The organism is Pseudomonas sp. TSO6 (assembly GCF_056098905.1).
In genome coordinates, this window is sequence record NZ_JBLZWV010000037.1 from 36,400 (window position 1) to 63,117 (window position 26,718).

The 26,718-nt window shown below is 57.9% G+C and carries 18 protein-coding genes and 2 pseudogenes; 9 read left to right on the forward strand and 11 right to left on the reverse strand.

Annotation, left to right across the window (positions count from 1 at the left end):
* Positions 1 to 27: 27 nt before the first annotated feature.
* The 3 genes from ACN6NG_RS16205 to ACN6NG_RS16215 all read left to right on the forward strand — a co-directional run bounded on the left by ACN6NG_RS16205 (position 28) and on the right by ACN6NG_RS16215 (position 4,129).
* The gene (locus ACN6NG_RS16205; protein WP_210014397.1) at positions 28 to 1,377 is read left to right on the forward strand and encodes an MFS transporter; all 1,350 of its coding nucleotides are present in this window, start codon (positions 28 to 30) and stop codon (positions 1,375 to 1,377) included.
* A gap of 21 nt (positions 1,378 to 1,398) precedes the next feature.
* Positions 1,399 to 2,661 (forward strand): gallate dioxygenase, encoded by a 1,263-nt coding sequence (locus tag ACN6NG_RS16210; protein ID WP_210014396.1) that lies wholly within the window; start codon positions 1,399 to 1,401, stop codon positions 2,659 to 2,661.
* 220 nt (positions 2,662 to 2,881) lie between these two features.
* Positions 2,882 to 4,129: an OprD family porin gene (locus ACN6NG_RS16215; RefSeq protein ID WP_210014395.1), complete on the forward strand. Its 1,248-nt coding sequence runs from the start codon at positions 2,882 to 2,884 to the stop codon at positions 4,127 to 4,129.
* Positions 4,130 to 4,143: 14 nt separating this feature from the next.
* Here the strand turns inward: ACN6NG_RS16215 and ACN6NG_RS16220 are convergent, their stop codons facing one another.
* Positions 4,144 to 5,337: a LysR family transcriptional regulator gene (locus ACN6NG_RS16220; protein ID WP_210014394.1), complete on the reverse strand. Its 1,194-nt coding sequence runs from the start codon at positions 5,335 to 5,337 to the stop codon at positions 4,144 to 4,146.
* 119 nt (positions 5,338 to 5,456) lie between these two features.
* Between ACN6NG_RS16220 and galB the strand changes: the two genes are divergently transcribed.
* The 4 genes from galB (at position 5,457) to ACN6NG_RS16240 (ending at position 9,419) form a co-directional block, all read left to right on the forward strand.
* Positions 5,457 to 6,233, forward strand: coding sequence for a PIG-L deacetylase family protein (gene galB / locus ACN6NG_RS16225; protein ID WP_210014393.1), 777 nt, complete (start codon positions 5,457 to 5,459; stop codon positions 6,231 to 6,233).
* Entirely contained in the window at positions 6,230 to 6,946 is a 717-nt protein-coding gene (locus ACN6NG_RS16230; RefSeq protein ID WP_210014392.1) for a 4-carboxy-4-hydroxy-2-oxoadipate aldolase/oxaloacetate decarboxylase, read from the forward strand. The genes galB and ACN6NG_RS16230 overlap by 4 nt, the downstream gene beginning before the upstream one ends.
* Before the next feature lie 2 nt (positions 6,947 to 6,948).
* The gene (locus ACN6NG_RS16235) at positions 6,949 to 8,067 is read left to right on the forward strand and encodes a 4-oxalomesaconate tautomerase (protein WP_210014391.1); all 1,119 of its coding nucleotides are present in this window, start codon (positions 6,949 to 6,951) and stop codon (positions 8,065 to 8,067) included.
* Positions 8,068 to 8,507: 440 nt separating this feature from the next.
* A complete protein-coding gene (locus tag ACN6NG_RS16240; RefSeq protein ID WP_210014390.1) occupies positions 8,508 to 9,419 on the forward strand; it encodes a LysR family transcriptional regulator in 912 nt (303 codons plus the stop codon).
* Between the two features lie 74 nt (positions 9,420 to 9,493).
* Here the strand turns inward: ACN6NG_RS16240 and ACN6NG_RS16245 are convergent, their stop codons facing one another.
* From ACN6NG_RS16245 to ACN6NG_RS16275, 7 genes and pseudogenes are all read right to left on the reverse strand, one after another.
* Complete coding sequence (locus tag ACN6NG_RS16245) at positions 9,494 to 10,357, reverse strand: NAD(P)-dependent oxidoreductase (RefSeq protein ID WP_210014389.1); 864 nt, start codon at positions 10,355 to 10,357, stop codon at positions 9,494 to 9,496.
* Between the two features lie 142 nt (positions 10,358 to 10,499).
* A complete protein-coding gene (locus ACN6NG_RS16250; RefSeq protein WP_236066254.1) occupies positions 10,500 to 11,144 on the reverse strand; it encodes an SRPBCC family protein in 645 nt (214 codons plus the stop codon).
* On the reverse strand, positions 11,138 to 12,151 hold the full coding sequence (locus tag ACN6NG_RS16255; RefSeq protein ID WP_210014388.1) for a zinc-dependent alcohol dehydrogenase family protein: 1,014 nt from the start codon (positions 12,149 to 12,151) through the stop codon (positions 11,138 to 11,140). Before ACN6NG_RS16255 ends, ACN6NG_RS16250 begins: the two co-directional genes overlap by 7 nt.
* Positions 12,151 to 12,678: an SRPBCC family protein gene (locus ACN6NG_RS16260; RefSeq protein WP_236066253.1), complete on the reverse strand. Its 528-nt coding sequence runs from the start codon at positions 12,676 to 12,678 to the stop codon at positions 12,151 to 12,153. Before ACN6NG_RS16260 ends, ACN6NG_RS16255 begins: the two co-directional genes overlap by 1 nt.
* 193 nt (positions 12,679 to 12,871) lie before the next feature.
* A pseudogene (gene yghX / locus ACN6NG_RS16265) lies at positions 12,872 to 13,740 on the reverse strand (YghX family hydrolase).
* A 34-nt stretch (positions 13,741 to 13,774) separates the two neighbouring features.
* Positions 13,775 to 15,592, reverse strand: a pseudogene (locus ACN6NG_RS16270) (tannase/feruloyl esterase family alpha/beta hydrolase).
* 1,184 nt (positions 15,593 to 16,776) lie between these two features.
* Positions 16,777 to 17,646, reverse strand: coding sequence for a DMT family transporter (locus tag ACN6NG_RS16275; RefSeq protein WP_210014387.1), 870 nt, complete (start codon positions 17,644 to 17,646; stop codon positions 16,777 to 16,779).
* A gap of 93 nt (positions 17,647 to 17,739) precedes the next feature.
* Between ACN6NG_RS16275 and ACN6NG_RS16280 the strand changes: the two genes are divergently transcribed.
* Positions 17,740 to 18,513, forward strand: coding sequence for an AraC family transcriptional regulator (locus tag ACN6NG_RS16280; protein ID WP_210014386.1), 774 nt, complete (start codon positions 17,740 to 17,742; stop codon positions 18,511 to 18,513).
* 182 nt (positions 18,514 to 18,695) lie between these two features.
* On the opposite strand, the gene ACN6NG_RS16285 is transcribed toward ACN6NG_RS16280, so the two are convergent.
* Complete coding sequence (locus tag ACN6NG_RS16285) at positions 18,696 to 19,646, reverse strand: nitrilase-related carbon-nitrogen hydrolase (RefSeq protein ID WP_210014385.1); 951 nt, start codon at positions 19,644 to 19,646, stop codon at positions 18,696 to 18,698.
* Between the two features lie 1,154 nt (positions 19,647 to 20,800).
* Here ACN6NG_RS16285 and ACN6NG_RS16290 point away from each other — a divergent pair.
* Positions 20,801 to 21,058 carry a hypothetical protein gene (locus tag ACN6NG_RS16290; RefSeq protein ID WP_474315019.1) on the forward strand — a complete coding sequence of 86 codons (258 nt, stop codon included), beginning with the start codon at positions 20,801 to 20,803 and terminating at the stop codon, positions 21,056 to 21,058.
* A 1,103-nt stretch (positions 21,059 to 22,161) separates the two neighbouring features.
* Here the strand turns inward: ACN6NG_RS16290 and ACN6NG_RS16295 are convergent.
* Positions 22,162 to 23,589 (reverse strand): efflux transporter outer membrane subunit, encoded by a 1,428-nt coding sequence (locus ACN6NG_RS16295; RefSeq protein ID WP_210014383.1) that lies wholly within the window; start codon positions 23,587 to 23,589, stop codon positions 22,162 to 22,164.
* Complete coding sequence (locus ACN6NG_RS16300) at positions 23,586 to 26,714, reverse strand: efflux RND transporter permease subunit (protein WP_210014382.1); 3,129 nt, start codon at positions 26,712 to 26,714, stop codon at positions 23,586 to 23,588. Before ACN6NG_RS16300 ends, ACN6NG_RS16295 begins: the two co-directional genes overlap by 4 nt.
* Between the last annotated feature and the right edge of the window lie 4 nt (positions 26,715 to 26,718).

Genomic DNA, 26,718 nt, shown 5'->3' on the forward strand with positions numbered 1-26,718 from the left:
CCAATACAAAAACAAAGGTGACTACCCATGCTCAAGCCTCCTGTCGATGCTCCCATCGATGTAAAAGACTGGATCGACAACCGCCCCATTGCTGCCTATCAGTGGTTGATCCTGTCGCTGTGCTTCCTGATCGTGCTATTCGATGGCTTCGATGTCGCCGTCATGGGTTTTATCGCACCTTCGCTAATGCAGGACTGGGGGCTGTCGCGCGCCGCCTTTGGCCCTGTGATGAGTGCCGGCATGGTCGGCCTTGCCATCGGCGCACTGACCGCCGGCCCCTACGCCGACCGGTTGGGCCGCAAGAAAGTGCTGCTGATCGCGGTCAGCGGCTTCAGCCTGCTGAGCCTGGCCTGCGCCTTCGCCCGCAACCCCTATGAGCTGGCGGTGTTGCGGCTGCTGACCGGTATTGCCCTGGGTGCGGCCATGCCCAACTGCACCACCCTGCTCGCCGAATACCTGCCCACACGCAACCGATCGCTGATGATCACCATCATGTTCACCGGCTTCAACATGGGCTCGGGGCTGGGCGGCTTTCTGTCCGCCTGGCTGATCCCTCTTCACGGCTGGAAATCGGTACTGTTGGCCGGCGGCCTGCTGCCACTGGCATTGCTGCCATTGCTGTGGTGGCTGCTGCCAGAGTCCGCTCGCTTCCTCGCCGCGCGCCAGGCACCGGCCAGCCAGATTGCGGCAGCCTTGGCCAAGCTCGGCGGCCGCTTCGCTGCTGGCACCCGTTTTATAGTCAGCGAACCGACCACGCAGCACAAGGCACCGGCCCGTCAGCTGTTCAGCGAGCGCTACCGGTTTGGCACGCTGGCCCTGTGGCTGACCTATTTCATGGGCCTGCTGGTGATCTACCTGACCATGGGCTGGTTGCCGACCCTGCTGCGTGATGGCGGGCTGTCCATCGAGCGCGCCGCCACCATCACCGGCCTGTTCCAGATCGGCGGCGCAGTGGGCGCAATCGTGGTCGGCTGGATCATGGACCGGCGCAACCCCAACCGGGTCATCGCCATCGCCTATGCCCTGGGCGGCCTGTGCATCGTCTCGCTGGGCGCCCTGAGCCTGGAGTCGAGCCTGCTGGTGGTAGGCGTGGCGGCTGCCGGCTTCTGCATGAGCGGCGCGCAAACCGGCCTGAACGCCTTCGCCCCTGGCTACTACCCAACCGAATTCCGCGCCACCGGCGTAAGCTGGATGCTCGGTATCGGGCGCTTCGGGGCCATTTTCGGCTCCCTCATCGGTGGTGCCGTGCTCAGCCTGGGGCTGGGCCTGCCACTGCTGTTCACCCTCCTCGGCCTGCCGGCATTCGCCGCTGCCCTGGCGATCCTGGCCAACGGCCACGCCCGGCTGCGCACGACCCCCGCAGTAACCGCGCCGTAACCTGTAACAGAGGACTTTCGCATGGCTCGTATCATTGGTGGCCTGGCCGTCTCCCATACCCCGACCATCGGCTTCGCCGTCGACCACGACAAACAGGAAGAAGCCGCCTGGGCGCCGATCTTCGAAAGCTTCGAGCCGATCCGCAGCTGGCTGCAGCAGCGCCAGCCGGACGTGCTGTTCTACATCTTCAACGACCACGTCACCTCGTTCTTCTTTGACCATTACAGCGCCTTCACCCTGGGCGTGGACGAGCAATACGGAGTGGCCGATGAAGGCGGCAACCCACGGGACCTGCCGCCAGTAGGCGGCCATGCCGCGCTGTCGCGGTACATCGGCCAGAGCCTGATGGCCGATGAGTTCGACATGAGCTTCTTTCGCGACAAGCCGTTGGACCACGGCTTCTTCTCGCCCATGTCGGCACTGCTGCCCTGCGATGAAAGCTGGCCTGTACAGATCGTGCCGCTGCAGGTCGGCGTACTGCAGCTGCCGATCCCCACGGCGCGGCGCTGCTACAGGCTGGGCCAGGCGTTGCGCCGCGCCATCGAAAGCTACCCCGAGGACCTCAAGGTGGCGATCGTCGCCACCGGTGGGGTATCACACCAGGTGCATGGCGAGCGTTGCGGTTTCAACAACCCTGAGTGGGACGCGCAGTTCCTCGACCTGCTGGTCAACGACCCGCAGCGCCTTACCGAGATGACGCTGGCCGAGTACGCCACGCTCGGCGGCATGGAAGGCGCCGAGGTGATCACCTGGCTGATCATGCGTGCCGCGTTGTCTGCCAATGTCGAGCGCAAGCACCAGAGCTACTACCTGCCGTCGATGACCGGCATCGCCACCCTGCTGCTGGAAAACCGCGACCAGGCACTGCCGGCACCGGTCAACGAACGTCACCGCCAGCACATGCAGCATCAGCTGGCGGGGGCACAGCAGCTCGAAGGCACCTACCCCTACACCCTTGAGCGCAGTGCCAAAGGCTACCGCCTGAACAAGTTCCTGCACCGCATGATCGAGCCGCAGTGGCGCCAGCGCTTCCTGAGCGAGCCCGAAGCGCTGTACCGCGAGGCAGGCCTGAGTGAAGAGGAAAGCGACCTGCTGCGCCGCCGCGACTGGCGCGGGCTGATCCACTACGGGGTGATCTTCTTCGTGCTGGAAAAACTCGGCGCAGTGCTGGGCGTGTCCAACCTGGACATCTACGCCGCCATGCGCGGGCAGAGCATCGAAGACTTCATGAAGACCCGTAACCAGCAGGTTCGCTACTCTGTGGCCGGCAAGGCGTCCAGCTGATCGACGCAGCCCGCTCCGGGGCCGAGCCCCGGCGCCCTGGCCCTTTGGAATTCCACAAAAACCATAAACGGAATCCGCCCCATGCCCCGACTTACCCTGCCTCCCGCTTGATCGTGTGACGGCGCGCGCCGCGCCGCCCCCGCCGCTCCCTGATTCAACCTGCCCAGCGCCGATGCGCCGCTGCGGGCAGCGCTTCGCCCATCACTGGAGAATAAAAATAATGAAATGCCGCACCCTGTACCCGCTCGTCCCCACGTTTGCACTGGCAGCCAGCCTACCCCTGCAAGCCTCGGCCGAAGGCTTCATCGACGACGCCAAGGCAACGCTGACACTGCGTAACTTCTACATGAACCGCGACTACATGGGCACGACAAACCAAGGCAAGGCCGCGGAATGGACACAAAGTTTCATCCTCGACTTCAAGTCCGGCTTCACCCCCGGCGTGATCGGGTTCGGCGTCGACGTGCTGGGGCTTTACAGCATCAAACTCGATGGCGGCAAGGGCACCGCCGGCACGCAATTGCTACCTGTTCACGACGACGGGCGCCCGGCGGACGACTTTGGCCGTACAGCGCTGGCGGGCAAGATGCGGGTCTCCAAGACCGAACTGAAGGTCGGTGAATGGTCGCCCGCCCTGCCCATCCTGCGCGCCGATGACGGCCGCTCGCTGCCACAAACCTTGCAGGGCGCCCAGGTCACCTCCAACGAGCTGGCCGGCCTGAGCCTGTATGGCGGCCAGTTCCGCCAGAACAGCACGCGCAACGACGCCAGCATGCAGGACATGAGCCTGTTCACCCGCACCGCGTACACCTCGGACCGTTTCAATTTCGCCGGTGGCGAATACCGCTTCAACCAGGAGCGCACCTTGGTCGGCGCCTGGTACGCCCAGCTGGAAGACATCTACCAGCAACGCTACTTCCAGGTGCAGCATCAACAGCCGCTGGGCAACTGGGTACTGGGCGCCAACCTGGGCTACTTCTGGGGCAAGGACGACGGCGGTGCCAAGGCAGGTGAACTGGACAACCGCACCGCTTCGGGCCTGTTCTCGGCGAAGCTGGGTGGCAACACGTTCTACGTCGGCTTGCAGAAGGTCATGGGCGATGATGAATGGTTCCGGGTCAACGGCGCCAGCGGCGGCACGCTGGCCAACGACGCCTTCGGTTCAAGCTACGAAAGCGCCCGGGAACGCTCCTGGCAGGTGCGCCACGACTTCAACTTCGTGGTGCTCGGCATACCCGGCCTGACCCTGATGAACCGCTATATCCACGGTGACAACGTGCACAACGCCAGCACCCAGGACGGCACCGAGTGGGGCCGCGAAAGCGAACTGGCCTATGTGATCCAGTCCGGGCCGTTCAAGGCCCTTAACCTCAAGTGGCGCAACTCAAGCCAGCGCCGGGACTGGGGCAGCACCAACAGTTTCGACGAGAACCGGCTGATCGTCAGCTACCCGCTGAGCCTGCTGTAAAGCACCTGCCGGGCTCATGCCTGCTCGGTGATCACCTGGCGGATACAAGCCATCAGCGCGACCGCCGCCGGTGACTGCAGGCAGCCACTGCGCTGCATGAGGCCGATTGCGCGGGCAGTACCGGGCAGTGCCAGCGGCAGGCGTTGCAGCTCGCCGCTGGCAATCTCGTACGCCAACTGGTGCGCAGACACCGCCGCCAGCATGTCTGAACGCACCAGCAGGCCACGGATAACCGCCAGATCAGCGCTTTCCACCACCGGCCACGGCGCAGCCAAACCAGCGGCGGCGAAGCAGTTGTCGAGCAGCCAGCGGGCCGGCGAGCCGGCCCGCGGCAACACCCAGCGCGCCTGGTGCACGCCCTTGAGCGTCAGGTGTGTGTGCAACAACGGGTGCCCGCGGCGGGCCAGCAGCACCATTTCCTCGTCGATGAGCGGCTCGCCCACCAGGTCGCTGGCATAGTCGTGAGGCCGCAAGGCGCCCAGCACGAAGTCCACATCCCCTACCCGCAATTCGGTTGCCAGCAGGTCGAACGGGCTTTCGTTGGTCACCACCCGGACCTGTGGATGCTGGGCGGTAAAACGCAAAATGGCCTCCGGCAGAATGCGCGAGCGGCCCAACGGCAACGCGCCGACATGCACCACCCCGCGCAGGGTGCCTTGCATCGCACTCAGGTCACTGTCCATGTGGCGCAACTCGTTCAGCGCCCGGCGGATGGGGAAAAGAATGTCCCGGCTGGCCACAGTGGGCTGCAGGCCGCGCGACGTGCGCACGAACAAGGGCTGCCCGCACCCGCCTTCGAGCACTTTCAACGCAGCACTGACGGCCGGCTGGCTAAGGCCGAAGTGCCGCGCCACGGTTTGCATGTGCCGTGTTTCACAGAGTTTCACGAACACCTGCAGCCGCCGCGCCTGAAACAGATACAGGGGCTCGCCCTGCGCGGTGCCCAGCAACCCCGGCACACCGTCCAGTTCCGCCAGCACGCGCTGCGCACGCGGCAGCAGGCACTCGCCATAGTCGGTCAGGCGCATGCCATTGGCATGGCGCTCGAACAGCGGAACAGCGAACCGCGCCTCCAGCTCGGCGATGGCGCGGGTGACCACGGACTGCGCCCGGAACAACACCTGCGTTGCCCGCGAAACGCTGCCCAACTCGGCGACCCCGATGAACGCACGTACTTGCATCAGGTTGGGCAGTTCGACGTCGATCATATGGTTTCCCCCGGCGCCCGGCTCGTGACTGGGGCGACTATGCCCATACCTCGCTTGCCAGGCAATAAATAAAACGCATAACCGTTGCAAGTGAACGCATTAGTGCCGTGCGCAGGCCGATGACATCCTGCATCAACCCCCACTGCAGGAGCCTACGAACAATGAATACCCCACAAAAAGCCGCCCTGGTGGTCAGTGCACATTCCGCCGACTTTGTCTGGCGTGCCGGTGGCGCCATTGCGCTGCACGCTGAGCAAGGCTATGCCATGCACGTGGTTTGCCTGTCGTTCGGTGAGCGTGGCGAGTCTGCCAAGCTGTGGCGCAAGGGTGAAATGACCGAAGCCAAGGTCAAGGATGCACGCCGTGAGGAAGCCATGGCAGCAGCCGAAATCCTCGGCGCCAGCGTGGAATTCTTCGATATCGGCGACTACCCGATGCGCGCCGACAAGGACACCCTGTTCCGCCTGGCCGACGTCTACCGTAGGGTGCAACCGGAGTTCGTCCTCAGCCATTCGCTGAAAGACCCCTACAACTACGACCACCCGCTGGCCATGAACCTGGCCCAGGAAGCCCGCATCATCGCCCAGGCCGAAGGCTACAAGCCGGGCGAGCAGATCGTTGGCGCACCGCCCGTGTACGCCTTTGAGCCGCACCAGCCCGAGCAGTGCGAATGGCGCCCGGACACCTTCCTGGACATCACCCCGGTGTGGGACAAAAAGTATGACGCCATCCAGTGCATGGCCGGCCAGGAACACCTCTGGGAGTACTACACCCGCGTGGCCCTGCAGCGCGGCGTGCAGGCCAAGCGTAACGTGGGCATCACCAGCGCACGCAACATCGTCTACGCCGAAGGCCTGCGTAGCGTGTTCCCACGCGTAACGGAGAACCTGGCATGAGCGGGCTGATCGGCAAGACAGGCATCGTGGTCCGCAACATTCCTCGCGTCGATGCCCATGTGGTCGATGCCCTGGGCCGGCTCGGTGTGGCCACGGTGCATGAGGCCCAGGCTCGCAAGGGCCTGCTGAATACCGGCGTGCGCCCAATCCAGCAAGGTGTGGCGGTGGCCGGCAGCGCAGTAACCGTCCTGGTGGCCCCTGGCGACAACTGGATGTTCCATGTCGCCGCGGAGCAGTGCCGCCCTGGCGACATACTGGTGGTCGCGCCCAGCTCGCCTTGCAGCGATGGCTACTTCGGCGACCTGTTGGCCACCTCTCTCAAGGCTCGCGGCGTGCGCGGCCTGGTCATCGACGCCGGCATCCGCGACAGTCAGACGCTACGCGAAATGGGCTTTGCCGTGTGGTCCCGCGCCATCAACGCCCAGGGTACGGTGAAAGAGGTGCTGGGCTCGGTGAACCTGCCCTTGCTGTGTGCCGGGCAGCTCGTCAATGCCGGTGACATCGTGGTCGCCGACGATGACGGTGTCGTTGTGGTACGCCATGACGAAGCCGAGGCGGTACTCGACGCCGCCACCCAGCGCGCAGAACTGGAAGAGCGCAAGCGCCTGCGCCTGGCCGCTGGCGAGCTGGGCCTGGATATCTACGAGATGCGTCCGCGCCTGGCGGCCAAGGGATTGCGCTATGTCGACCACCTCAGCGACCTGGACGACTGAGCATGGGCCAGACCCGCATACCTTGCCTGCTGATGCGCGGCGGCACTTCCAAGGGCGCGTACTTCCTGGACGCCGACCTGCCCGCACCCGGGCCGCTGCGTGACCGCGTGTTGCTGGCGGTAATGGGCTCGCCCGATGCCCGGCAGATCGACGGCATCGGCGGCGCCGACTCGCTCACCAGCAAGGTCGCCATGATCCGCGCCTCACAGCGCGATGATGCCGACGTCGACTACCTGTTCGCTCAGGTGGTGGTAGACGAGGCGCGGGTGGACTATGGGCAGAACTGCGGCAACATTCTGGCCGGCGTAGGACCGTTCGCCATCGAGCGCGGCCTGGTGGCCGCCAGCGGCTCGAGCACGCCGGTGCGCATCTTCATGGAGAACACCGGGCAGATCGCCGTCGCCCAGGTGCCGACCATCGATGGCCAAGTGGACTATGCCGGCGATACCCGCATCGATGGGGTGCCGGGCCGTGCGGCGGCGCTGGTGGTGACCTTCGCCGACGTGGCTGGCGCCAGCTGCGGCATGCTGCTGCCCACCGGCAACAGCCGTGACCGTGTCGACGGCGTGGACGTCACCTGCATCGACAACGGCATGCCGGTGGTGCTGCTGCGTGCCGAAGACCTTGGCGTGAGCGGCTACGAGCCCTGCGAAATGCTGGAGGCAGACAGCGCACTGAAAACGCGCCTGGAAGCCATCCGCCTGCAACTGGGCCCACGCATGAACCTGGGCGATGTCAGCCAGCGCAATGTCCCGAAGATGTGCCTGCTGTCGGCACCGCGCAACGGCGGCACCATCAATACGCGCTCGTTCATCCCGCACCGCTGCCATGCGTCCATTGGGGTGTTTGGCGCGGTGAGTGTCGCCACTGCCTGCCTGATCGAAGGATCGATTGCCCAGCCCCTCGCCAGCACGTCCGGCGGTGATATTCACCGTTTGGCGGTGGAACATCCGAGTGGTGAATTTACGGTGGAAATCAGCTTGGAACATGGGGTGATCAAGGGGTGCGGCTTGGTGAGGACGGCGCGTTTGCTGTTTGATGGGGTCGTGTGTATTGAGCGTCATATCTGGAGTGGACGGGAGAACCGGCCACGTGGAAACGAAACAACACGTGGGAGCTAGTGCTAAGCACATGGATTTTGTGCAGCAAAATTGTGCGCTCGGCTTCTCCCGATGAAAAAACACAAATACCAGTGGCGTCCAATGACCGCTGCATCCATGCCGCGGACCTTGCCAAGGCGGCGCAAATTCAAGGCCGTGCGTAGGATAAGTCGGTACGCCCTCGTCGGAGGTGAACTGCGTCCAGATGAAATGAACAAGTATCCTCTCTGATCATCATGCTGCTCTCGTGTGGCGCAGTAAGAAAGCAATTCTCGACACGCAGTTTTCGCTGCGCGTGCAAAATGGGCGTTCAACAGCGGCGGCACGAATCAGCAAGAGGGAGAAGCTTCTTAAGGCCGTTGCGTGCCCTTCCCCTATTTCAGTTCTTAAAAGTCATACTTGATCTGAAAGGCAGCATGGAGATATAAGTTAGGTCATTTTACCAACTTATATGCATAAGCATGAAAGATATCAGAACACTGGATCTCAATCTGCTCAAGGCCTTGGACGCATTGCTAGACGAATGCAATGTGACTCGCGCGGCCACCCGCCTTGGCGTGACTCAGCCGGCAATGAGCGGCATGCTGACACGGCTGCGCGAGAACTTCGAAGACCCCTTGTTCGTGCGTGCGCAGCGCGGGGTCGTACCGACGCAGCGCGCCCTGGAACTGAGAGCCCGGCTCAAGCAGGTCATCAGCGAAATCGGTGCCTTGCTCCAGCCGCCAGTCTTTGACCCCTCGACCGCGCAACTAACGTTTACCATCGCAGCGACCGATTACGCGCTGCGTGCCGTCGCGCTGCCGCTCCTGACTGCTCTCAAGTTGCAAGCACCACACGTCCAAGTCGCTCTTCTGCCGGTCGATGACAAACAGGTGCGGGCGCAACTCGAATGCGGTGATATCGACTTGGCCTTGGTGACCCCCGAGAGCACTCCTCCTGGTCTGCATGCCCGGAACCTGTTCGAGGAAAACTATGTCTGTGTGCTGCGCGAAGGGCACCCCGCCATGGACGGGCATAAGCGTCTGACGGTCAACCAGTTGTGCGCATTGGATCATGCACTTGTTTCGTATACAGGCGGCGGGTTCCGTGGCGTGACCGATGAGGCGCTCGAGAAGCTGGGCAAGCAGAGGAAGGTTACGCTGTCGGTAAAAAGCTTCCTGATCCTTCCCGAGATCCTGCGAGCCAGCGATATGGTGGCGATCTTGCCGAGTCGGCTGGTCGCCGGCATGGCTGGGTTGGCGGTGTTCGATCCGCCCATTGAGGTGCCCGGTTTCACCAAGGTCGCTGCCTGGCACGAACGCACGCATCGGGACGCGGCCCATCGCTGGCTGCGCGAACTAATGTTCCAGACGTGCGCCGACCGAAGGGCTTGAACGTCCAGGGCCGCTTGGGACGGACAGAGCGTTGGAACGCACCTGGTATTGCCCTGTGCGAGCCACGCCGGCGCCTACTCCGTGAAAAGGCGCACTACCCCGGTCATGTTCTGCCCGGCCAGTCCGCGCGCGATGGCCTGCTGGAATACGCCCTGCGCCGCAGCGATGGTCGGCGCCGCCTGCGTCGATACAGCCGCCTGCAGGGTGTAGCCGAAGTCCTTCTCGATCAGCTCGATCGGGAACTGTGGGGCGAAGTTGCCGGCCACCATGCTACCGGCGAGATAGTGCGCCACCGGCGCCCAGACCGAGGTGCCGGAGATGGCGCCCAGTGCCCTCTGCACGTTGACGCCGTTGCGCCGCAGCAGGCCGATGATCTCGGCCAGCGCGGTGACCTGGATGCCCAGCAGGGCGTTGGTGGCCAGCTTGGTCAGCGCGCCGTCTCCCAGCGCGCCGACATGATGCACGGCCGAGCCCATGGCGGCCAGCACCGGACGGGCGCGCTCCAGCACCTGCGCGTCGCCGCCGGCCAAGTAGACCAGTTGACCGGCCTCGGCCTGCGGACGCGAGCCGGATACCGGCGCCTCCAGCAATGCAGTGCCACGCGCGACGGCCTGCTGGCCCAGCTCGCGCACCCATCGCGGAGTCAGCGTCGAACTCTCGATGGCGATCGCGCCCTCGGCCATGCCTTTCAGCGCGCCACGCTCGGCATCGAGCCAGACGTCGCGCGAGGCCTCGTCGTCGCGCACCATCGCGATCACGAACTCGGCGCCGTCCGCTGCGGCCCTGGGCGTGGCGGCTGCCATGGCACCGGCGGCGGCCAGCGCCTCGACTGCGGCAGGGCTGCGATTCCAGACGGTCACCTGATGGCCAGCCTTGATCAGGCTGGCGGCCATGCGCGATCCCATCGCGCCCAGGCCCAATACGGCAATCTTGCTCATAATGTTTTCCTTTGGTCTATATGGATGGGCGATGCGAGGGCATTCCCGTCCAGGCATCGAACCGGGATCACGCTAAATAGCCCGGCCAGTTTCTTGGCGTGCAGCCAGACAAGCACTACTGGGCACAGAATGCGGGTAATCGTCACCTTGCCTTGTTTTTGCGAGCGGCATCGACCAGACCTATCAACCAATCCTGATGGCCGTTTATCATGATGTTTGGCTTGCTGGCGGCTAGCTCCTGCGCCGGCTTGCCTTTCTGGCTTTCCTGCGTGAGCACGCGCACGCGGCCGCCGGGCAGATCCTCGACCAGCCAGGCGTGGATCACGTCGAGCCGCTCGGCGCTGCTTTCCTCACCAGCCCAGCCGTGCCAGGCCACCCGGCCCGGCTGGCCGTTGGCGGGGGGCACGTATTCGGTGACCTGCGCCTCGACCGGGAAGCCGAAGGTCTTGAAGAAGAAGCTGTCGCCATCGGCCAACACCGGGCCTTTGCCGTCGTAGAAGCGCACGTCGGCCGAGTTGGCGTAGTAGCTCGGCCACTTCGTCGCGTCGGCCAGCAGCGGCCACACGTCGGCCGCGCGAAGCCCGGCGACGATCACTTCATTGGAGACGAAGTTGTTCGTGGTACCGGGCAGATAGCCTTCGGGCCAGACGATGGCGTTCTGCATGCCCGTGGCAACGGCATCGCCGGTACTGTGCGGCGCCGCACAGCCTGGCATGAGCGTGACGGCCAGGGCCGCGATCAGCCCGGCCAGGAAAGCACTTGGGCGTTTCAAATCGAGCCTTACCATTCGACCACCACCTTGCCGAAGTGGGCGCCGCTTTCCTGGAAGCGGAAGGCCTCGGCCAGTTGCTCCAGCGGGAAGCTGCGGTCGATCACCGGGCGGATGCCGGTCTGCTCCAGCGCCGCCACGTAGTTCTGCTGATCGCGGCGGCTGCCGACGATCAGACCTTGCAGGCGTGCCTGCTTGGCCATCAGCACCGCGGCCGGCAACGCGCCCTCGCGGCCGGTCAGCACGCCGATCAGGGCGATGTGGCCGCCGACGCGCACGGCCTTGATCGACTGCGCCAGCGTGCCCGGCCCGCCGACCTCGACTACGTGGTCAACGCCGTGGCCGCCGGTCAGCTCCAGTACGCGCTTGCCCCAGTCGGGCACCTGCCGGTAGTTGATCAGTTCATCGGCACCGAGCGCACGGGCGCGCTCTAGCTTGTCGTCGGAGGACGAGGTGACGATGACCCGTGCGCCCATCGCCTTGGCGATCTGCAGCGCGGCAATCGACACGCCGCCGGTGCCCAGCACCAGCACACTGGCGCCGGCCTTGAGTCGGCCATCGACCACCAGCGCACGCCAGGCGGTAAGCCCGGCGGTGGTGATGGTAGCCGCCTCGGCATGGCTCCAGCCACGCGGGGCCAAGGTAAAGTCGGTAGCTGCGCGCACGGCGACTTCGGTGGCATAGCCATCGAGGCCATCGCCTGGCGTGCCGCGGAAGTTGCCGACAGCCTCGAACGGCAGGCCGTCGGCCCACTGCGGGAAGAAGCCGGAGACCACGTGGTCACCAGGCTTGAACTCGCTCACACCCGCGCCCACGGCCTCGACCACGCCGGCGGCATCGGACATGAGCACCCGGCCGTCGTCAGCGGGAATGCCGCCGTTAGCGACCAGCAAGTCGTGGAAGTTCAACGAGGTGGCGTGCACGGCGACGCGGATCTGGCCTGGCCCGGGTTGGCCGGGATCGGGCAGTTCACCGACTTCGAGGCGATCCAGCCCACCCGGCGCACGAACGACGACGGCCTTCATTACTTTGTCTCCTTGGCAGCGCGAGCAGCGGCCACCAGGCCATCCAGCCAGTCCTGATGTCCGTTGATCATCGGGTTGGGCTTGGCGACGTGCAATTCGGCGGCCGGTTTGCCCTTCTGAGTTTCCTGAGTGAGGATGCGCACGCGGCCGCCGTCCAGGTCTTCGACCAGCCAAGCGTGGTGCACGTCCAGGCGGTCGTCGGCGCCGATTTCGCCGGCCCAGCCGTGCCAGGCCACGCGACCGGGCTGGCCGGCCGCCGGCGGGACGTACTCGTTGCATTGCGCCTCGACCGGGAAGCCGAAGGTTTCGAAATAGAAGCGATCGCCGTCTGCCAGCACCGGTCCCTTGCCGTCGTGGAAACGCACGTTGGCAGAATTGGCGTAGTAGCTCGGCCACTTAGCCGGTTCGGCCAGCAGCGGCCACACGTCGGCGGCGCTCAGGCCGGCGACGATGACCTCGTTGGAAGCGAAGTTCTCGGTGAAGCCCGGGACGTAGCCTTCGGGCCAGTAGATTGCGTTCATAGTCATGGAAATACTCCTGAAATCGATGAGTAGAGCCGTTCGGCTCGTTGTTGCTTTTGCGGCGACACAGGAGGCATTTCTCGCTGCGAAGCCTCTCGGCATGAGTACTATGGTGGTGGCCAAACAGAAATAAATCCAATCCTATGTTTTTATTTTTTACATCATTAAAACTAATATCACGAAGATACGATACGACCACTCAGCTCAGGTAACGTTGGAACCACGCGAGGGAGCGATCCCAGGCCAGCTTGGCGGCCACCTCTTCGTAGCGCGGAGTAGAGTCGTTGTGAAAGCCGTAATTAGCCCGGATAGGCATGGCCTCATAAGTCTTGCCGGCCGCTTTCAGGGACACCTCGTAGGCCGGCCAGGTGGCGTTGACATTCGGGTCCATCTCGGCGAAATGCAGCATCGGCGCCTTGATGCGCAGTACGTCTTCCGGCTTGGCCTGACGGCCGTAGAACGGCAACGCCTCAGCCGACTTCGGGTAAGCCACGACCGCCGCGTTGGTGACACCGCCGCCATAGCAGAAGCCGGTGATGCCGATCTTGTCAGTGGTTAGCTCGTTTGCTTGCAGGTATTCGATCGTGGCAAAGGAATCATTCATAAGCTTTTGCGGATCGACCTGCTGCTGCAGGCGCCGACCTTCGTCGTCCTTTCCGGGATAGCCGCCGACCGAACTCAGACCGTAAGGCTCCGTCGCGAGGAACCCGGCCTTGGCCAGGCGCCGCGCCACGTCTTCGATGTATGGATTCAGGCCGCGGTTCTCGTGCACGACGGCCACGCCGAGCACCCGGCCGGTCGCACCAGATAGCCGCGCACCTCACCGTGGCCGTTCGGCGAAGGATAGCGGATGTACTGGGCGCAGATCTCCGGATCAGTGAAAGCGATCTGCTGCGCGAGCTCGTAGTCCGAGCTCAGCGAAGACAGGATCGCGGCGACTATGAGCCCCCCGACGGCGAACTTCGCCGCAAGGTCGAGGAAGTCGCGCCGGGTCAGGCGCTCATGCACGTAACCGTCGTACAGTTCCAGCCGCTCGGGGTCGAAGTCCTTGGCAGTGAGTCGGTTCATGTCCGCCTCCGGGACGGTGGTGGTACGGCTGGCACTACTGCGCCGCCGGTTCGTAGGGGATGAAGAAACCGGCGCCTGCCCAGTCGGGAATGACGAAATCGATGGCCGGGCCGCGTCGATAGCTCGTGACAAGCGTGGCATCGCCCTGACCGTCCCAGGCCGCTACGTAGGGCCATGGATACACTGGGCGACTGCGCTCGACCGCACCCGCCGAGGCGACCGTGGGCCCGAGTGCGGCGGCCTGCGCACCGGGCGCCGGAGCTGGGCGCTCTCCCATGCCGCGGCGGCCGCCCGCGCCGCGCGGCGCACCGAAGTTGCTGGCGGCGGCCTGCGCCGGCCTGCGCGCTTCGATGGAGTCCGGTGCTACGCCGCCCTCGACCCATGCCAGCATCGGCGTGAGCAGGTCGACCAGGTGCGGCCCTTCGCCGTTGGCGCAGTGGTACATGCCGGGCAAGACATACAAGCGCGCGAAGGCGTCCGTGCCTTCGGCGCCCATGAGCTGCCGTACAGCCGTGTAGTATGCGATGCTGTTGAGCGGCGAGATGTGCGGATCAGACCAGCCGTGCCAGACGATCAGCTTACCGCCCCTGCCGGCGAAGGCCGACAGGTCGGGATTGGTGGCGTCGAATAGGCGATGGCGTACGCGCAGCCGGTCGAAGGTAGCTAGGTCGAATCGCATGTCGGCCAGGGTGAACCCGGGCGCCGGATCAGTCTCGAAGGCCATGTGGCGCAGCACCGGCAGGCTGACCTTCTCGCTGAAGATCGTATCGTCAGCCGACTGCGGCACGTAGACGCCAGCCCAGGCCAACTCCGAGCCAGGCTGCGGCCCGCCGGCAGTCAGTGCCTTGCCGGTGGCGGCATCGCGCGGGCCGGCGTAGAACTTGCGCGCGACGTCCACCTCGGCCGCTGTCAGGCAGGCCGAGGTATCCGCCGCGTCGGCAGGGCATTGCACCGTCTCCGGGTCGAAGCGGCAGGCCAGCGGGTTAGCGATCAGCCCGTCCTCCAGCCCGTCGAGTGCGTCGCAGGCATCCACCACCGCGCGGTGCAGGATAGGCAAGCGATCGGCCAGTAGGATCGGCTTGTCGTCCGCGCCGGTGTTGGCGCGTGCCTGCCAAGCATGGAAGACGGCGTTCTGCGCCATGAAGTTCAGCGCGCCGGCGCCGGCGATGATGCCGTCGAAGTCGTCCGGATAGCGCTGCGCCTCGATCAGCGCCTCGCGGCCGCCGTCCGAGCAGCCGGTGAAATAGGCGTACTTCTGCGGCTGCCCGTAGAACGCTTCGATCAGCGCCTTGGCCACGACAGCGGTCAGGTGCTGGGCGCGATGGGCGAAGTCGGCGCGCTTGACCGGGTTCTGGCCGAACGAGCCATCCTGATCCTGGTGGCCCATGTCGGTGGCGGCAAGCACGAAGCCGCCGCTGTTCAGCGGCGCGCAGCCATCGGCGGCGCCGACGTTTCCAGCAATGCTACCGCATAGGCCACCGCAACGGATCTGCAGGTAGCGCTGCGTCTAGCTTGCGGTCGGTAACTGCATAGCGAAGTTGATCGCCGGGGCGAGCGTGCCTTCGACCGCGCAGACGGCAATGCCCGCCTGGGTGGTGGTCTCGATCGCTGCGGTGATAGTGCTGCCCGCGCCGCCGATGGCGGTCAGGTCGACGCCGGCCAGATCAGCACAGGTTGCCTTGGCTGGGACCACACCGAGTGCTACGGGGCCGGTCCCGGGCTGCTCGGCGCTGGTCGTGGTCGTGGTCGTCAGATCAGCGCGGGCGGGAAGCCCGAACACCACAGCCGTGACGAGCGCGACCAACCTAAGTGTTGCGAGCGAAGAACCGTTCTCTGTCAGAATACGGGGCATGGTAGAACATCCTTATTTGATGCGGTGGCAAGTCGGTACGGAGCGGGAAAGGAAAACCCGGCGCGTCAGCTCAGTTCGTAACGCCTGCCTTCGACGCCGGTGCCTACCCACAACAAGACGCTAGTGATGCGGGGGGAGTGCGGGCCTAGCGGCCTTAGCCCCGCACGTCCTCGCTGCCGGTACGGGTAATGACGTCGGCCAAGATAGCCATGGGATAGAACTGGGGAGACAACGAGCCCCCTAGCGCGGGTGCGGCTGGTCCCGGCCCACTTCACGGCCACCGCGGGGCTTTACCCGGAGCATATCGCGCTCTTGGAGCATCCAATATGTTAGAGCTCCAGCACTGCGACGATCGGGACTTTCTTGCGCCTGCCCTTTCGTTTTGTATTCATCAGCGAACCTGCACTAGTGATTTGCCGGAGAAATTCCTGCCGCGCAGTTGCCCAAGCAGGTACGCCAGCGAGTCGGAATCGCACATCACGCGGGGCTCATCCTGCTACCGCCCCTCTGCGAACTCTTCCAGCCTCCGTTCGCTGTCGGTGGTCACCTGCTGCCACGCTGCGTCGACGCCGAGCCCGTGAAAGTGTGACTTTATGCATCGACAGCTTCAAACGGAAGGGTTCGCACGGCCACAGCGGCGCATGTTGCTGGATGGAGTGTAGATGACCGTTAGCGCCAAGCGCACCGGCCGTGCGGGTCGCTTAGTGCCGCCGATGCTGGTGATAGAGCAATTGTGAGGGCGCGTGCACATCGGGGTAATCGAATGAGGCAAGCCGCTATATACGTCTTGGCTAACTAACAAGCCGCGATGTCCATTGTTCGCCCGCACAACCTGGTGCTTGATAACCCTGAGGGCATGTCTCGCTTCGATCAGCGGCGAGGAGTGAGGCAATAAGATACGGGATGAGCAACCCTGTTGATAATGGATAGCGAAGACATGCTCTAATTTCAAACCAGTCGGTATGTCCCGCGGAGAACTAAGTATGTTACGGTAGCTCAATGCAATGTCAACTGTGCCCATGCTGATCTCAAGCCTTACAACTCGCCGACCGCCTCTACTTCACAAGCGGCCGCGTAAAACGCAATCATCTAACTAGATCTACTACAGAGGAATTTATCCCAACAATCCCACTTACAGTTAGCAAATCTACCCGAGCGTAACGTAATTCAAACCGCCTAGTGCTCTAGGCGCTTTTAGGCCTAAAGACTTCAGCTATTAGTACGCCTAAAATGGACAACCCGCCGCCCACCAAAACGCTGACAGTCATTTTTTCATCCAACAAAGCAACAGCGAGAAGAGCAGTGGTGACAGGAACTAGATTAAAAAACAAGGAAGCCCTCGCAGCTCCAATTTTAGAAATACCATGCATCCACAAAAGCGGGGCAAAAATTGAAGCCGCCACACCGGCAAATGCTATATAGAAGCTTGACTCAGCGCTTATCTGATTTTTTGGAGTCACAACAAACAAAGGAAGAAGCACTATTGTTGCCACCACCGCCTGAATATAGACCGATTGTAAAAGCGGTACATTCAGCCTCCACTTATGAACATAAAATCCGTAAAAGGAAAACGCCAAGGTCGCAACGAGCATTAGAAGGTCTCCTCGATTGATCCCATGCTCGACAAAGACGATAAAATCACCTCGAGAAACCACTACTACAACACCCACTGCAGAGACAACCACACCTAATATGCCTCCGACACTGACCGCACTATTAAGAAAAGCTACAGAAAGGATCAAGGCCATTATCGGCATTAGAGACTGGATGATCCCCATGTTGGTCGCTGTTGTATAATGCGCGGCATAGTAAGCCAAACACTGAAACACTACCCCACCCAAAAATCCGAGGACGCACAGTTTGGGAAGACACGATTTTAGCACATGATAATCGATGATAATCGACTTAATGACGACAGGCGTTAGAATCAATGCAGCAACTAGCCAACGGTAGAAGCCGATTTCGACTGGAGATAGAACATTTGCACATAGCTTAGTGATAATCGTGTTACTCCCCCACAAGAAAGCAGCTATCACTGGATAAAAATAGTTCACGCAGTTTATCCCTATAAGATTTTTTGCTATTATGAAACGTAAGCCATCCGACGAAAATCATTCAAACACGACAATTTATGGTGTTAATCCGACATGATCGTGAAAAGCGACGGTATACCGAAATTCTCAGAGTTCAACGGTGACATCTATTTCCGCCATCAAAATCTCGATCCGGCGGAATGGATAGAGCACGCCCACCCATGGGGCCAACTTAACTACGTTGCACAGGGTGTCATGAATTTAGAAATTAGTGGTGAGCGGTTTATATCTCCACCGCATTATGCGGTCTGGATCCCACCTCACCGACCACATAAGTCATTCAATAGAGTCTCATCGATATATCGGAGCGTCTACCTCTCAAATAGTATTTCGGAAACACTACCGGGAAGACCTTGTGCTATGTCAATGAGCGAATTACTGAAAGCAATTCTCAATGAATTCGCGAGAATTTCTGTCAATTCTCCCAGCACTATTCAAGAACTGAGAATGGCCCAAGTCGCCCTTGATCAAATCGCAGCCTCGAAAATCATATCGTCGTACCTACCGTATTCGAATACAGAGACTCTTAGTGAGATATTGAATGATGTTACCTCCAGCCTTAAAGACAAGCGTTCTACCGAAGAAGTAGCGAAAAAGTTTCACATGACAGCGAGAACCCTTGAAAGGAAGTGCCTCGCCGAACTTGGTATCGGTTTTGGAGAATGGCAGCAACGTGCACGACACATGCGAGCTCTAGAAGGTCTTGATGAGGGGCTAACCATTCAGCAAATCTCATGGGAACTGGGATATTCTTCACCATCTGTTTTTATCAACATGTTCCGCCGCCTGACAGGAATGACACCCGAGTCGTATAGAAAGAACAAATAATTCGGGCATTGCGAAAACCGAGACTACCATTGATGTGAGAGCCCGACTTGGCCATACAACTCCCAGCAGAAACTTTATACACTATGGCAGCGCCGACGACCTAGTAATATAATTGACATTTAATCGACCACATACGGAAACGAAAAACAAGCCACCCGCCCTTGACGAATGGCTTATCGCCATTACAATCCGTTAAAGAGTGGTGCGAAAATTTCAGGCCGATTATAGTGACCAGCGGAGTCTATGATCATTTTTGGGATAATCACATCTGCGAGATCTATATCAGCGAAAAGCAGTGGAGCCGCGCAACCAGTGCCATCAGCAATTACTTTCCCGGATGGATCAAGCACTGTCGCACCAGGTTTGAATCGCTGCTGCTCCAGCAAAAACTCAAGCTCATTCTCATTTTGCGCCACAGCTTCTATGTAAGCTGATGAAACGCGAGAAACGGAATTGATCACAAAACTTTTTAAAGAGTAAGCTAGACCGCCAGTGGCTGTCAGTATAGCGTGCTGCATATGAAAATAGGGATGGAAATACGAAGGCCATGAAGCTACATGCACTACTGGATAATTTACCGCGGCCGCGTACGCCCCCAGCATATTTGAATTCTCACCGCAAATCAGTCCTGACACCACTCCGAACTCAGTTTTAAATGAATTGTAGTGCCCCGTTTTCCCTGGTGTGTGTATTTGACGCTCTCCAGTTGTGGCAACGTATTTCTGATGCTTTCCTGCGATGACACCCTCGCTGGTAATATGCACCTGTGTATTGTGCATTGTACCGGTCGTCCCGCTCATCCGCTCATTGATTCCAACCACAGCGTTTATGGACCCTCGGCGACATGCCTCCGCAATTGCCTGGATGTGTTCACCTGGCACCTCGACCGAGCTTAGGAATAGCCGTTTATCAAGCTCTCTGGCAATTATGCCTTCACCCATACTTTCATACCAATTGGGGAATGTAGGTATAAAAGCTTCGGGAAATGCAATCAAATCAGCTCCATTTGTCGCTGCCTGGGCAATAAGCTGACAGGCCAACTGCGTTGTTGCATCCAAGTCAAGAAATACAGACTCAGCTTGAACTGCCGCAACGCGAATCTTACGAAACTCCTGCCGTTGAAAATCACTCATAACCCTTCCTCATGCACTCTATGATTTGAAATTAACGCCAAACAGGCGCCGTCAGAGCGGAGCAAGCAGCATGCCAACATTCCCTTACCATGAATCCACTGATAAATTATGTACGACATCTTGTAATTGATATGCGACATCAACTGAAAATTTTTGGGATTGTTTCCAAATAAAGCTGGCGCGGAACACCAGCTTGAAGCTGCCTGCGGAACCTGGCGTTATGCTTGATGCTCACCCAATCCGGCCTTACGGATGTTTGAACACCTGAGAGCCCGTTCTTGGTGCATTTGAAGCCCCATTGTTGTGCATTAGGTTGTTTTCTGAAGCATTCCCGTGTAACCGGGCAGATTGCCTGAACAAATGCACAGCAATAACGCACCATTTGCGTTCGCTCTCCTGCTTGGTGGCAGCTACCATCAGCGTTCTCGGCAGGCGATGCTACGGCTACTCATCTGATTTCACGGCCCCAGATAAGTCTCTTCGTAAGACTATAGAAAACAACTCGTGCGTAGCTGCACAAACCTCTACTTAGTTTCCCGCACATCCACTGCGCCATCAACTGCAGGCCGATTGCCGGTCGATATAACCATTTCTACAAGCGCTCAGACTGTATAATCCTTAGACCAGTTTCCAACTAGAATAACAGATCGGCCATCACCAACTAAAGCTGCGGCAACGGTAGACATTGCGACACCCTAATGTAACGCCTAGAACCAAAAGCTTATATCCCTGTTACTTAAAGTCGCATATGCAACTCCAAGAGCATTTAGATCTCAGCGGCGCAACTACGGCATTCAGTGTTCTCTCACCAACGAGAACTACGTGCCAGACGGCTCACAGATAAAACCTGATAAATCGCATCCAGCCTGGATGGCTGAATGTGCTCAGAATAAACGTAAAAAGATAACATTAGAACTTACACTTATGCGTAGCGCCGGGCCGAGGTAGCTATACCGCATTCAGACTCAGCCAATCTGGCCACTGCCCTCAACTCCTTCCGAGACGGACAGGAATTGATTAGGCCAAGGTTTAGCTCCAGCATCTACACATCTCTGATCTGTACGATATATCGAACAGTGTGTATAGTTTTTTATGCTTTATCTTCATAACAGGATATCTTACGCTACACTAACAAAATCGGAGACAAATGAACCATGACGATAGATAAAGCAACATTATTTTTCTGCCTCCTATCACTAACCGCAAGTAATGTAAATGCAGCAGATGGAGCTCATGCCGCCATTCGCTTTCAAGATAGAATCAAGAAAACCATTCAACACGCTCCCGCACCGAAGGACTCGTTTAAAACAACCGCGACTGAGTCGATTGCTCTGGCACCAGCGGTATTTGGTCAAGCTTCGCCGCCTGCGAAATTGCAAGATACTCGAGAGACCAAAGAACTCTTTAAATAGATTACAAGATTTGCATATAACGACAGTTGTGTCCTGACATATAGCGCCGGCCGAGCGAATTATATAATTCACTTGCATAGACTAACGTCAATTTATTTCAGCGAGCGCACTTAATAGTTAGTCAACCCCAACCTGGCTCGCTTACGAAAATTCCTTGCCGCCTTGCCTGGAGAATATTGACTTAGGCAACGAAATAAGTAACAGATGATTAGTAACTCAAGATCTTGAATCGGTTCCGCTCCTGTTTAAGATTCGTACACTTAGAACCCATCAAAGGCAACTGGCATCCTCAGGTGATTCAACACTATGAACATTAGCCCACTGCCAATTGGTGCCCTCCTAAAATCTTGGCCCAATCATGTAGGGATCAGTGCTCTCACACTCACCCTAACTGATAGGTGAGAGATCCCTGCCTTTCACAGCCAGCCGAGAGCGCCGAATCGGCTGGTGCCCCCCTCCCCGCACGTATAGACTGCGCCAGTGAGGTGCCTTTGTACTGAGGTTCAAGCTCGATCAATTATGGGCAAATACTGACCTGCCTTAAGATCATGTCATAAGTGATTGAATGATCTTGAAACTATACAGGTCTAGAGTCGACGCTGCAGCCGAAAAAGAATCTACTTCTACTCCGCAGCTCTATGTCAGGTACCCATTGATTCTTGGCCCTGCCGAGCGTTACTGCGAGGTGGGCACAGGAGCAGAAGCCAACCAGACCTATGCCCTACACCCAAGAAATTTATTACTATAAAAAGCTATTTTTTGCTGAGCCGAGGATGCTTTTCCACTCACAATTGACATCGCTAGGAACATATGTGACCGTTCTGCGCATACTAGTCTTTAATAGACTCAGTTCCTAAAAACTTTAGAGAAAATACTCATAACATCACAAACCCCACGTAAAACCGACCGCAGAGCGGTCGGCTGTGTATATAAGTGATGGTTAATGTAATTTGCTCGGCAGATATTACACTACACAAGGCGATCCTTTACTATTAATGGGAAGCGATGCGCAACTACATTCTGTAAGCTGGAGCCCTACGACGTCTTTAAACATCATGATCGTCCACTAACCGAACAGAATCATCCATACGATCCACTTACACTTATGCGCCCCACGCCCCCCCGAGTGACTTGTATAACATTATTAGGTTCTGCTCTCGAGCGAGCTTTGTAGTGATCCGATCATTGAGAGCGTTGTTAAGGGTACGCTGAGCATCTAGGACTTCAAGGTAGCTAGCAACACCTGTACCGTACAGCTGGACGACCAAAGTGTGAGCCGCTTCCGCAGCGTTTAGCCGTCGCTGCTGAGCATCCACTCGCTTATTAATGGTAGCCCGCACAGCCAACGCATCTGCGACTTCTTGGAATGCCGTCTGTATTGTTCGTTCATAGTTTGCCACGGCTATGTCCCTGTTCGCCTTGCTGACCTCTAAACCGGCGCGTAGCCTCCCGCCGGTAAAGATTGGTACGTTAATTTTCGGTAAAAACTCCCAAGTACGATTTGCACCCGAGGTCAGCGTATTAAGCGACGGACTAGCGTATCCCAAGCTGCCAGTGAGAGTTACACTCGGGAAAAACGCTGCGCGTGCCGCTCCAATATTAGCCTCCGCGCCAACTAGCTGATATTCAGCCGCAACTATATCAGGCCGATGAGTAAGTAAATCCGAGGGCAAACCTGGTGGTATGTCGGTGACGCCTACCGCTGATTCCCCAGGATCCAAAGTAAGCTCCAATCCCGAAATAGAACTCCCGACCAGCAACTCTAAAGCATTACGAGACTGAACAAATGCTGCTTCGCTCGCGAGATACTCGTCCTCTGCCTGATTGAACTCAGCTGACGCTTGATTTAACTCAAGATCAGACGAACTTCCAACATGTCTGAGTTGGGTCTGCAGGGCCAATCCTTGCTTACGACTTTTCAGCGTATCAGTCGCGACTGCTAGAAGTTCGTGGTTGGCTGTCAGTCTTAAATATGCAAGTGCCGTCTCGGCGATAATGTTTATTTTAGTAGCTCTCCGAGCCGACTCAGTAGCAAGATACTCATTTAGAGCTTGGTTCTCTAAACTTCGAATTTTCCCGAATAAATCCAGCTCCCACGATGTAATTCCCACGCTTAGATCATAGCTTTTTGCGGTCTCATCAGCCCCAGATGATGTAAGTGATCCCGGTGTACGTACATAGTTTTTTGCAGCCCCTACCTGAGTTTGTGGCATGAGCCCGGCTCGCTCAATTCGATACAAGGCTCTACTTTTTTGAACGTTAAGATTCGCAACCCTTAGATCCCGGTTATTTTTCAATGCCAGTTCTATCAGCGAGCGGAGCTCGACATTGGTAAAAAGGCCCTCCCAACGATCACCAGTGTTAAGGTTTGGAGTATCTCTCTGAGAGCTAGGCATCGCTGAATTCGCCCATTTTTCTGCAACAGGGAGCGGAGGACGCTTATACACTGGCGCAAGCGAACTACACCCTGTCAAAGCAACGCTCAGCAACGACAGACGGACGATTGTATAATGGATGGCGTTAACGGTCATTCTGACATCTCCTCACCAACAACCTCACGCCTTTGACGTTTTGAATTAGAAAGAGATGTCACCTGCACGTAGAAGAGTGGAATAAAGAATATTGCAAGGAACGTAGCAGTTATCATCCCCCCAATTACACCGGTACCGATCGCATGTTTACTACCTGCGCTAGCGCCATGGGATATCACCAAGGGGATCACACCCATAGTAAATGCTAAAGAAGTCATTATAATAGGACGCAATCGAAGTTTTGAGGCTTCGATCGCCGCAGCATTCAATGTCCGCCCACCCTTTCCATAAAGTTCTTTAGCGAACTCGACAATCAATATCGCATTTTTTGCGCAGAGCCCAACAGTCGTCAACAACCCGATCTGGAAGAACGCATCATTATCCAATCCGCGCATGAGCGTGCCTCCGACCGTGCCCAAGATACCAAGTGGGACGACTAACATCACTGCAATAGGAATAGACCAGCTATTATATAGTGCTGCTAGACATAGAAACACTGCCACTACTGACAGCAAATAGAGGGAAGAAGCTTGAGATCCACTGATCCTCTCCTCATATGAGAGACCAGTCCAGGCAATCGCACTGCTGGGTGGCAGTGACGCGGCAATTTCTTCAATGGCTTTCATTGCATCCCCGGTACTAAAACCAGGTGCCGGTTGACCGAGAAATTCAATGGCGGGTGTGCCATTGTATCGCTCCAGCTTTGGGGAGCCGAAAGTCCATGAACCCGTAGCGAAAGCAGCGAACGACACCATTTCCCCACTTTTGTTACGCACATACCATTTCGCAAAATCGTCAGGAGTAATACGGGCTTGAGGTACACCTTGAACGTATACACGCTTTACACGCTCACGATCGATAAAATCATTCACATATGAAGCTCCCCAAACAGCACTCATCGTGCTGTTGATATCCGCAAGCGTTAGGCCATAGGCTCGAGCCTTTTCGTCGTCTATCACTACCTGGTACTGAGGTTCGTCAGCCTTACCATTAGGCCGAACCAGTGCTAGCTCTGGGCGCTGAGCGGCTTTTTCCAATAGCTGAGCACGCATTTCCATGAGATGGTTATGCCCAGCGCCACTGTAGTCTTGCAGGAAGAAATTAAAGCCTGCCGCGTTCCCTAGCTCCATAATGGCCGGAGGCATAAACGTAATCACCGACGCAGATTCAATCGTACGTAGATAATGCATTGACCTTTCTTGCAATTCAAACGCCGTCGTTTTGCGATCACCCCAGGGCTTTAGCATAATGAACGCCATGCCGCTATTCTGTCCCCTACCAGAAAAACTGAAACCGTTGATTGCAAAAACAGTCTCAACAGAATCTTTTTCATCATGCAGCAGATAGGCAGTCATTTCCTCAAGCACTTTATCGGTCTGTGTTGCAGTACTATTAGGCGGAAGCTCTACCTGCGCCAAAATAAAACCTTGATCCTCACCAGGCAAAAATGATGTAGGCAGCATTGGAAACAGGAAAGCCAATGCCAATACAATAAGTACGTACACCCCGGACGCGCGCCCGCGATTGTTAACTACTAGTTCAACGCCATGCCCATAGCGAGCTGTTGAGCGATCAAACATTCGATTGAACCAACCAAAAAAACCGCTCCCTGAGTGTTCAGCATGGACGGGCTTTAGAAGTGTAGCGCATAGCGTAGGCGTAAACACGAGAGCGACGAATACCGAAAGCGCCATGGAGGTAACGATAGTGACCGAAAACTGTCGATAAATTACACCCGTCGATCCCCCAAAAAACGCCATAGGTATAAATACGGCGGATAACACAAGGCCTATACCAACAAGGGCGCCGGATATTTGCTCCATGGACTTACGAGTCGCGTCCAATGGGCTCAACCCTTCCTCCTTCATGAGGCGCTCGACATTCTCAACAACTACGATTGCATCGTCCACCAATAGTCCGATTGCCAGAACCAGCCCGAACATTGTGAGGATATTGACGGTGAACCCGAACAATGCCATAACACCAAATGTCCCCAGAAGTACAACAGGAACCGCCAGCGTTGGTATTAACGTAGCCCTCAGATTCTGCAAGAACAAATACATTATGACAAAAACAAGCACGACGGCTTCGATCAACGTATGCACTACACCGTTGATCGACTCACTGACTACTGGTGCCGTATCGTATGGGTAAATTACTTTTACACCCTTTGGCAGGGTGGGACTTATACGCTTCAGAGTCTCTTGAACTGCAGCAACCGCGTCCAGTGTATTACCGCCAGTAACAAGGCGTAGCGCAATACCAGCGCTGGGCTTTCCGTTCGCCATTGCACTGATTGAAAAGTCATCAGCACCGAGCTCAATGTCGGCGACGTCCTGCAACTTGACTTGCGACCCGTCAGCATTGACCTTCAGCAGGATATTTTTGAACTCCTGAGGAGTTCTAAGCAGGGATTTCCCTATGATCGTTGCATTGAGCTGCGCAGCTTCAACATTAGGACGCCCCCCCAACTGTCCTGAAGAGATTTGTACATTTTGCTCCTCAATGGCTCGAGTAACGTCTGCTGGCATTAACTGATAGTTATTTAATTTCAGTGGATCCAGCCAAACACGCATTGCGTTTTGAGCGCCCAGAACCATGAAGTCGCCGACGCCTGGTGTGCGTGTCAGCGGATCCTGAAGTTGTGAAACGACCAAATCTCCTAGTGCATAATTATCGAGACTGCCATCCTCAGAAACCAGGCCTGCGACAATCATAAAATTAAGCTTATACTTAACCACTCGCAGTCCGATTTGCTGAACTGCCTGAGGGAGCATTGGCGTCGCAAGCGATAGCTTATTCTGGACCTGGACTTGAGCAGTATCCGGATTGATATTTTGCTCAAAAGTCACTACGATCGTAACGCTCCCATCAGCATTGCTCTCAGAGCGTATGTATCGTAACCCATCTAGTCCATTAAGCTGCTGCTCAATTACTTGAGTGACAGTATCTTGTACTGTCTGGGCGGATGCACCTGGATAGCTTGCAATAATGCCAATTGCAGGAGGGGCGACATCCGGATATTGATTGACGGGAAGACCTTTCAGTGACAGCGCCCCGGCCAACATAATAACAATAGCTACAACCCAAGCAAAAACGGGTCTTTCAATGAAAAACTTTGACATGGTA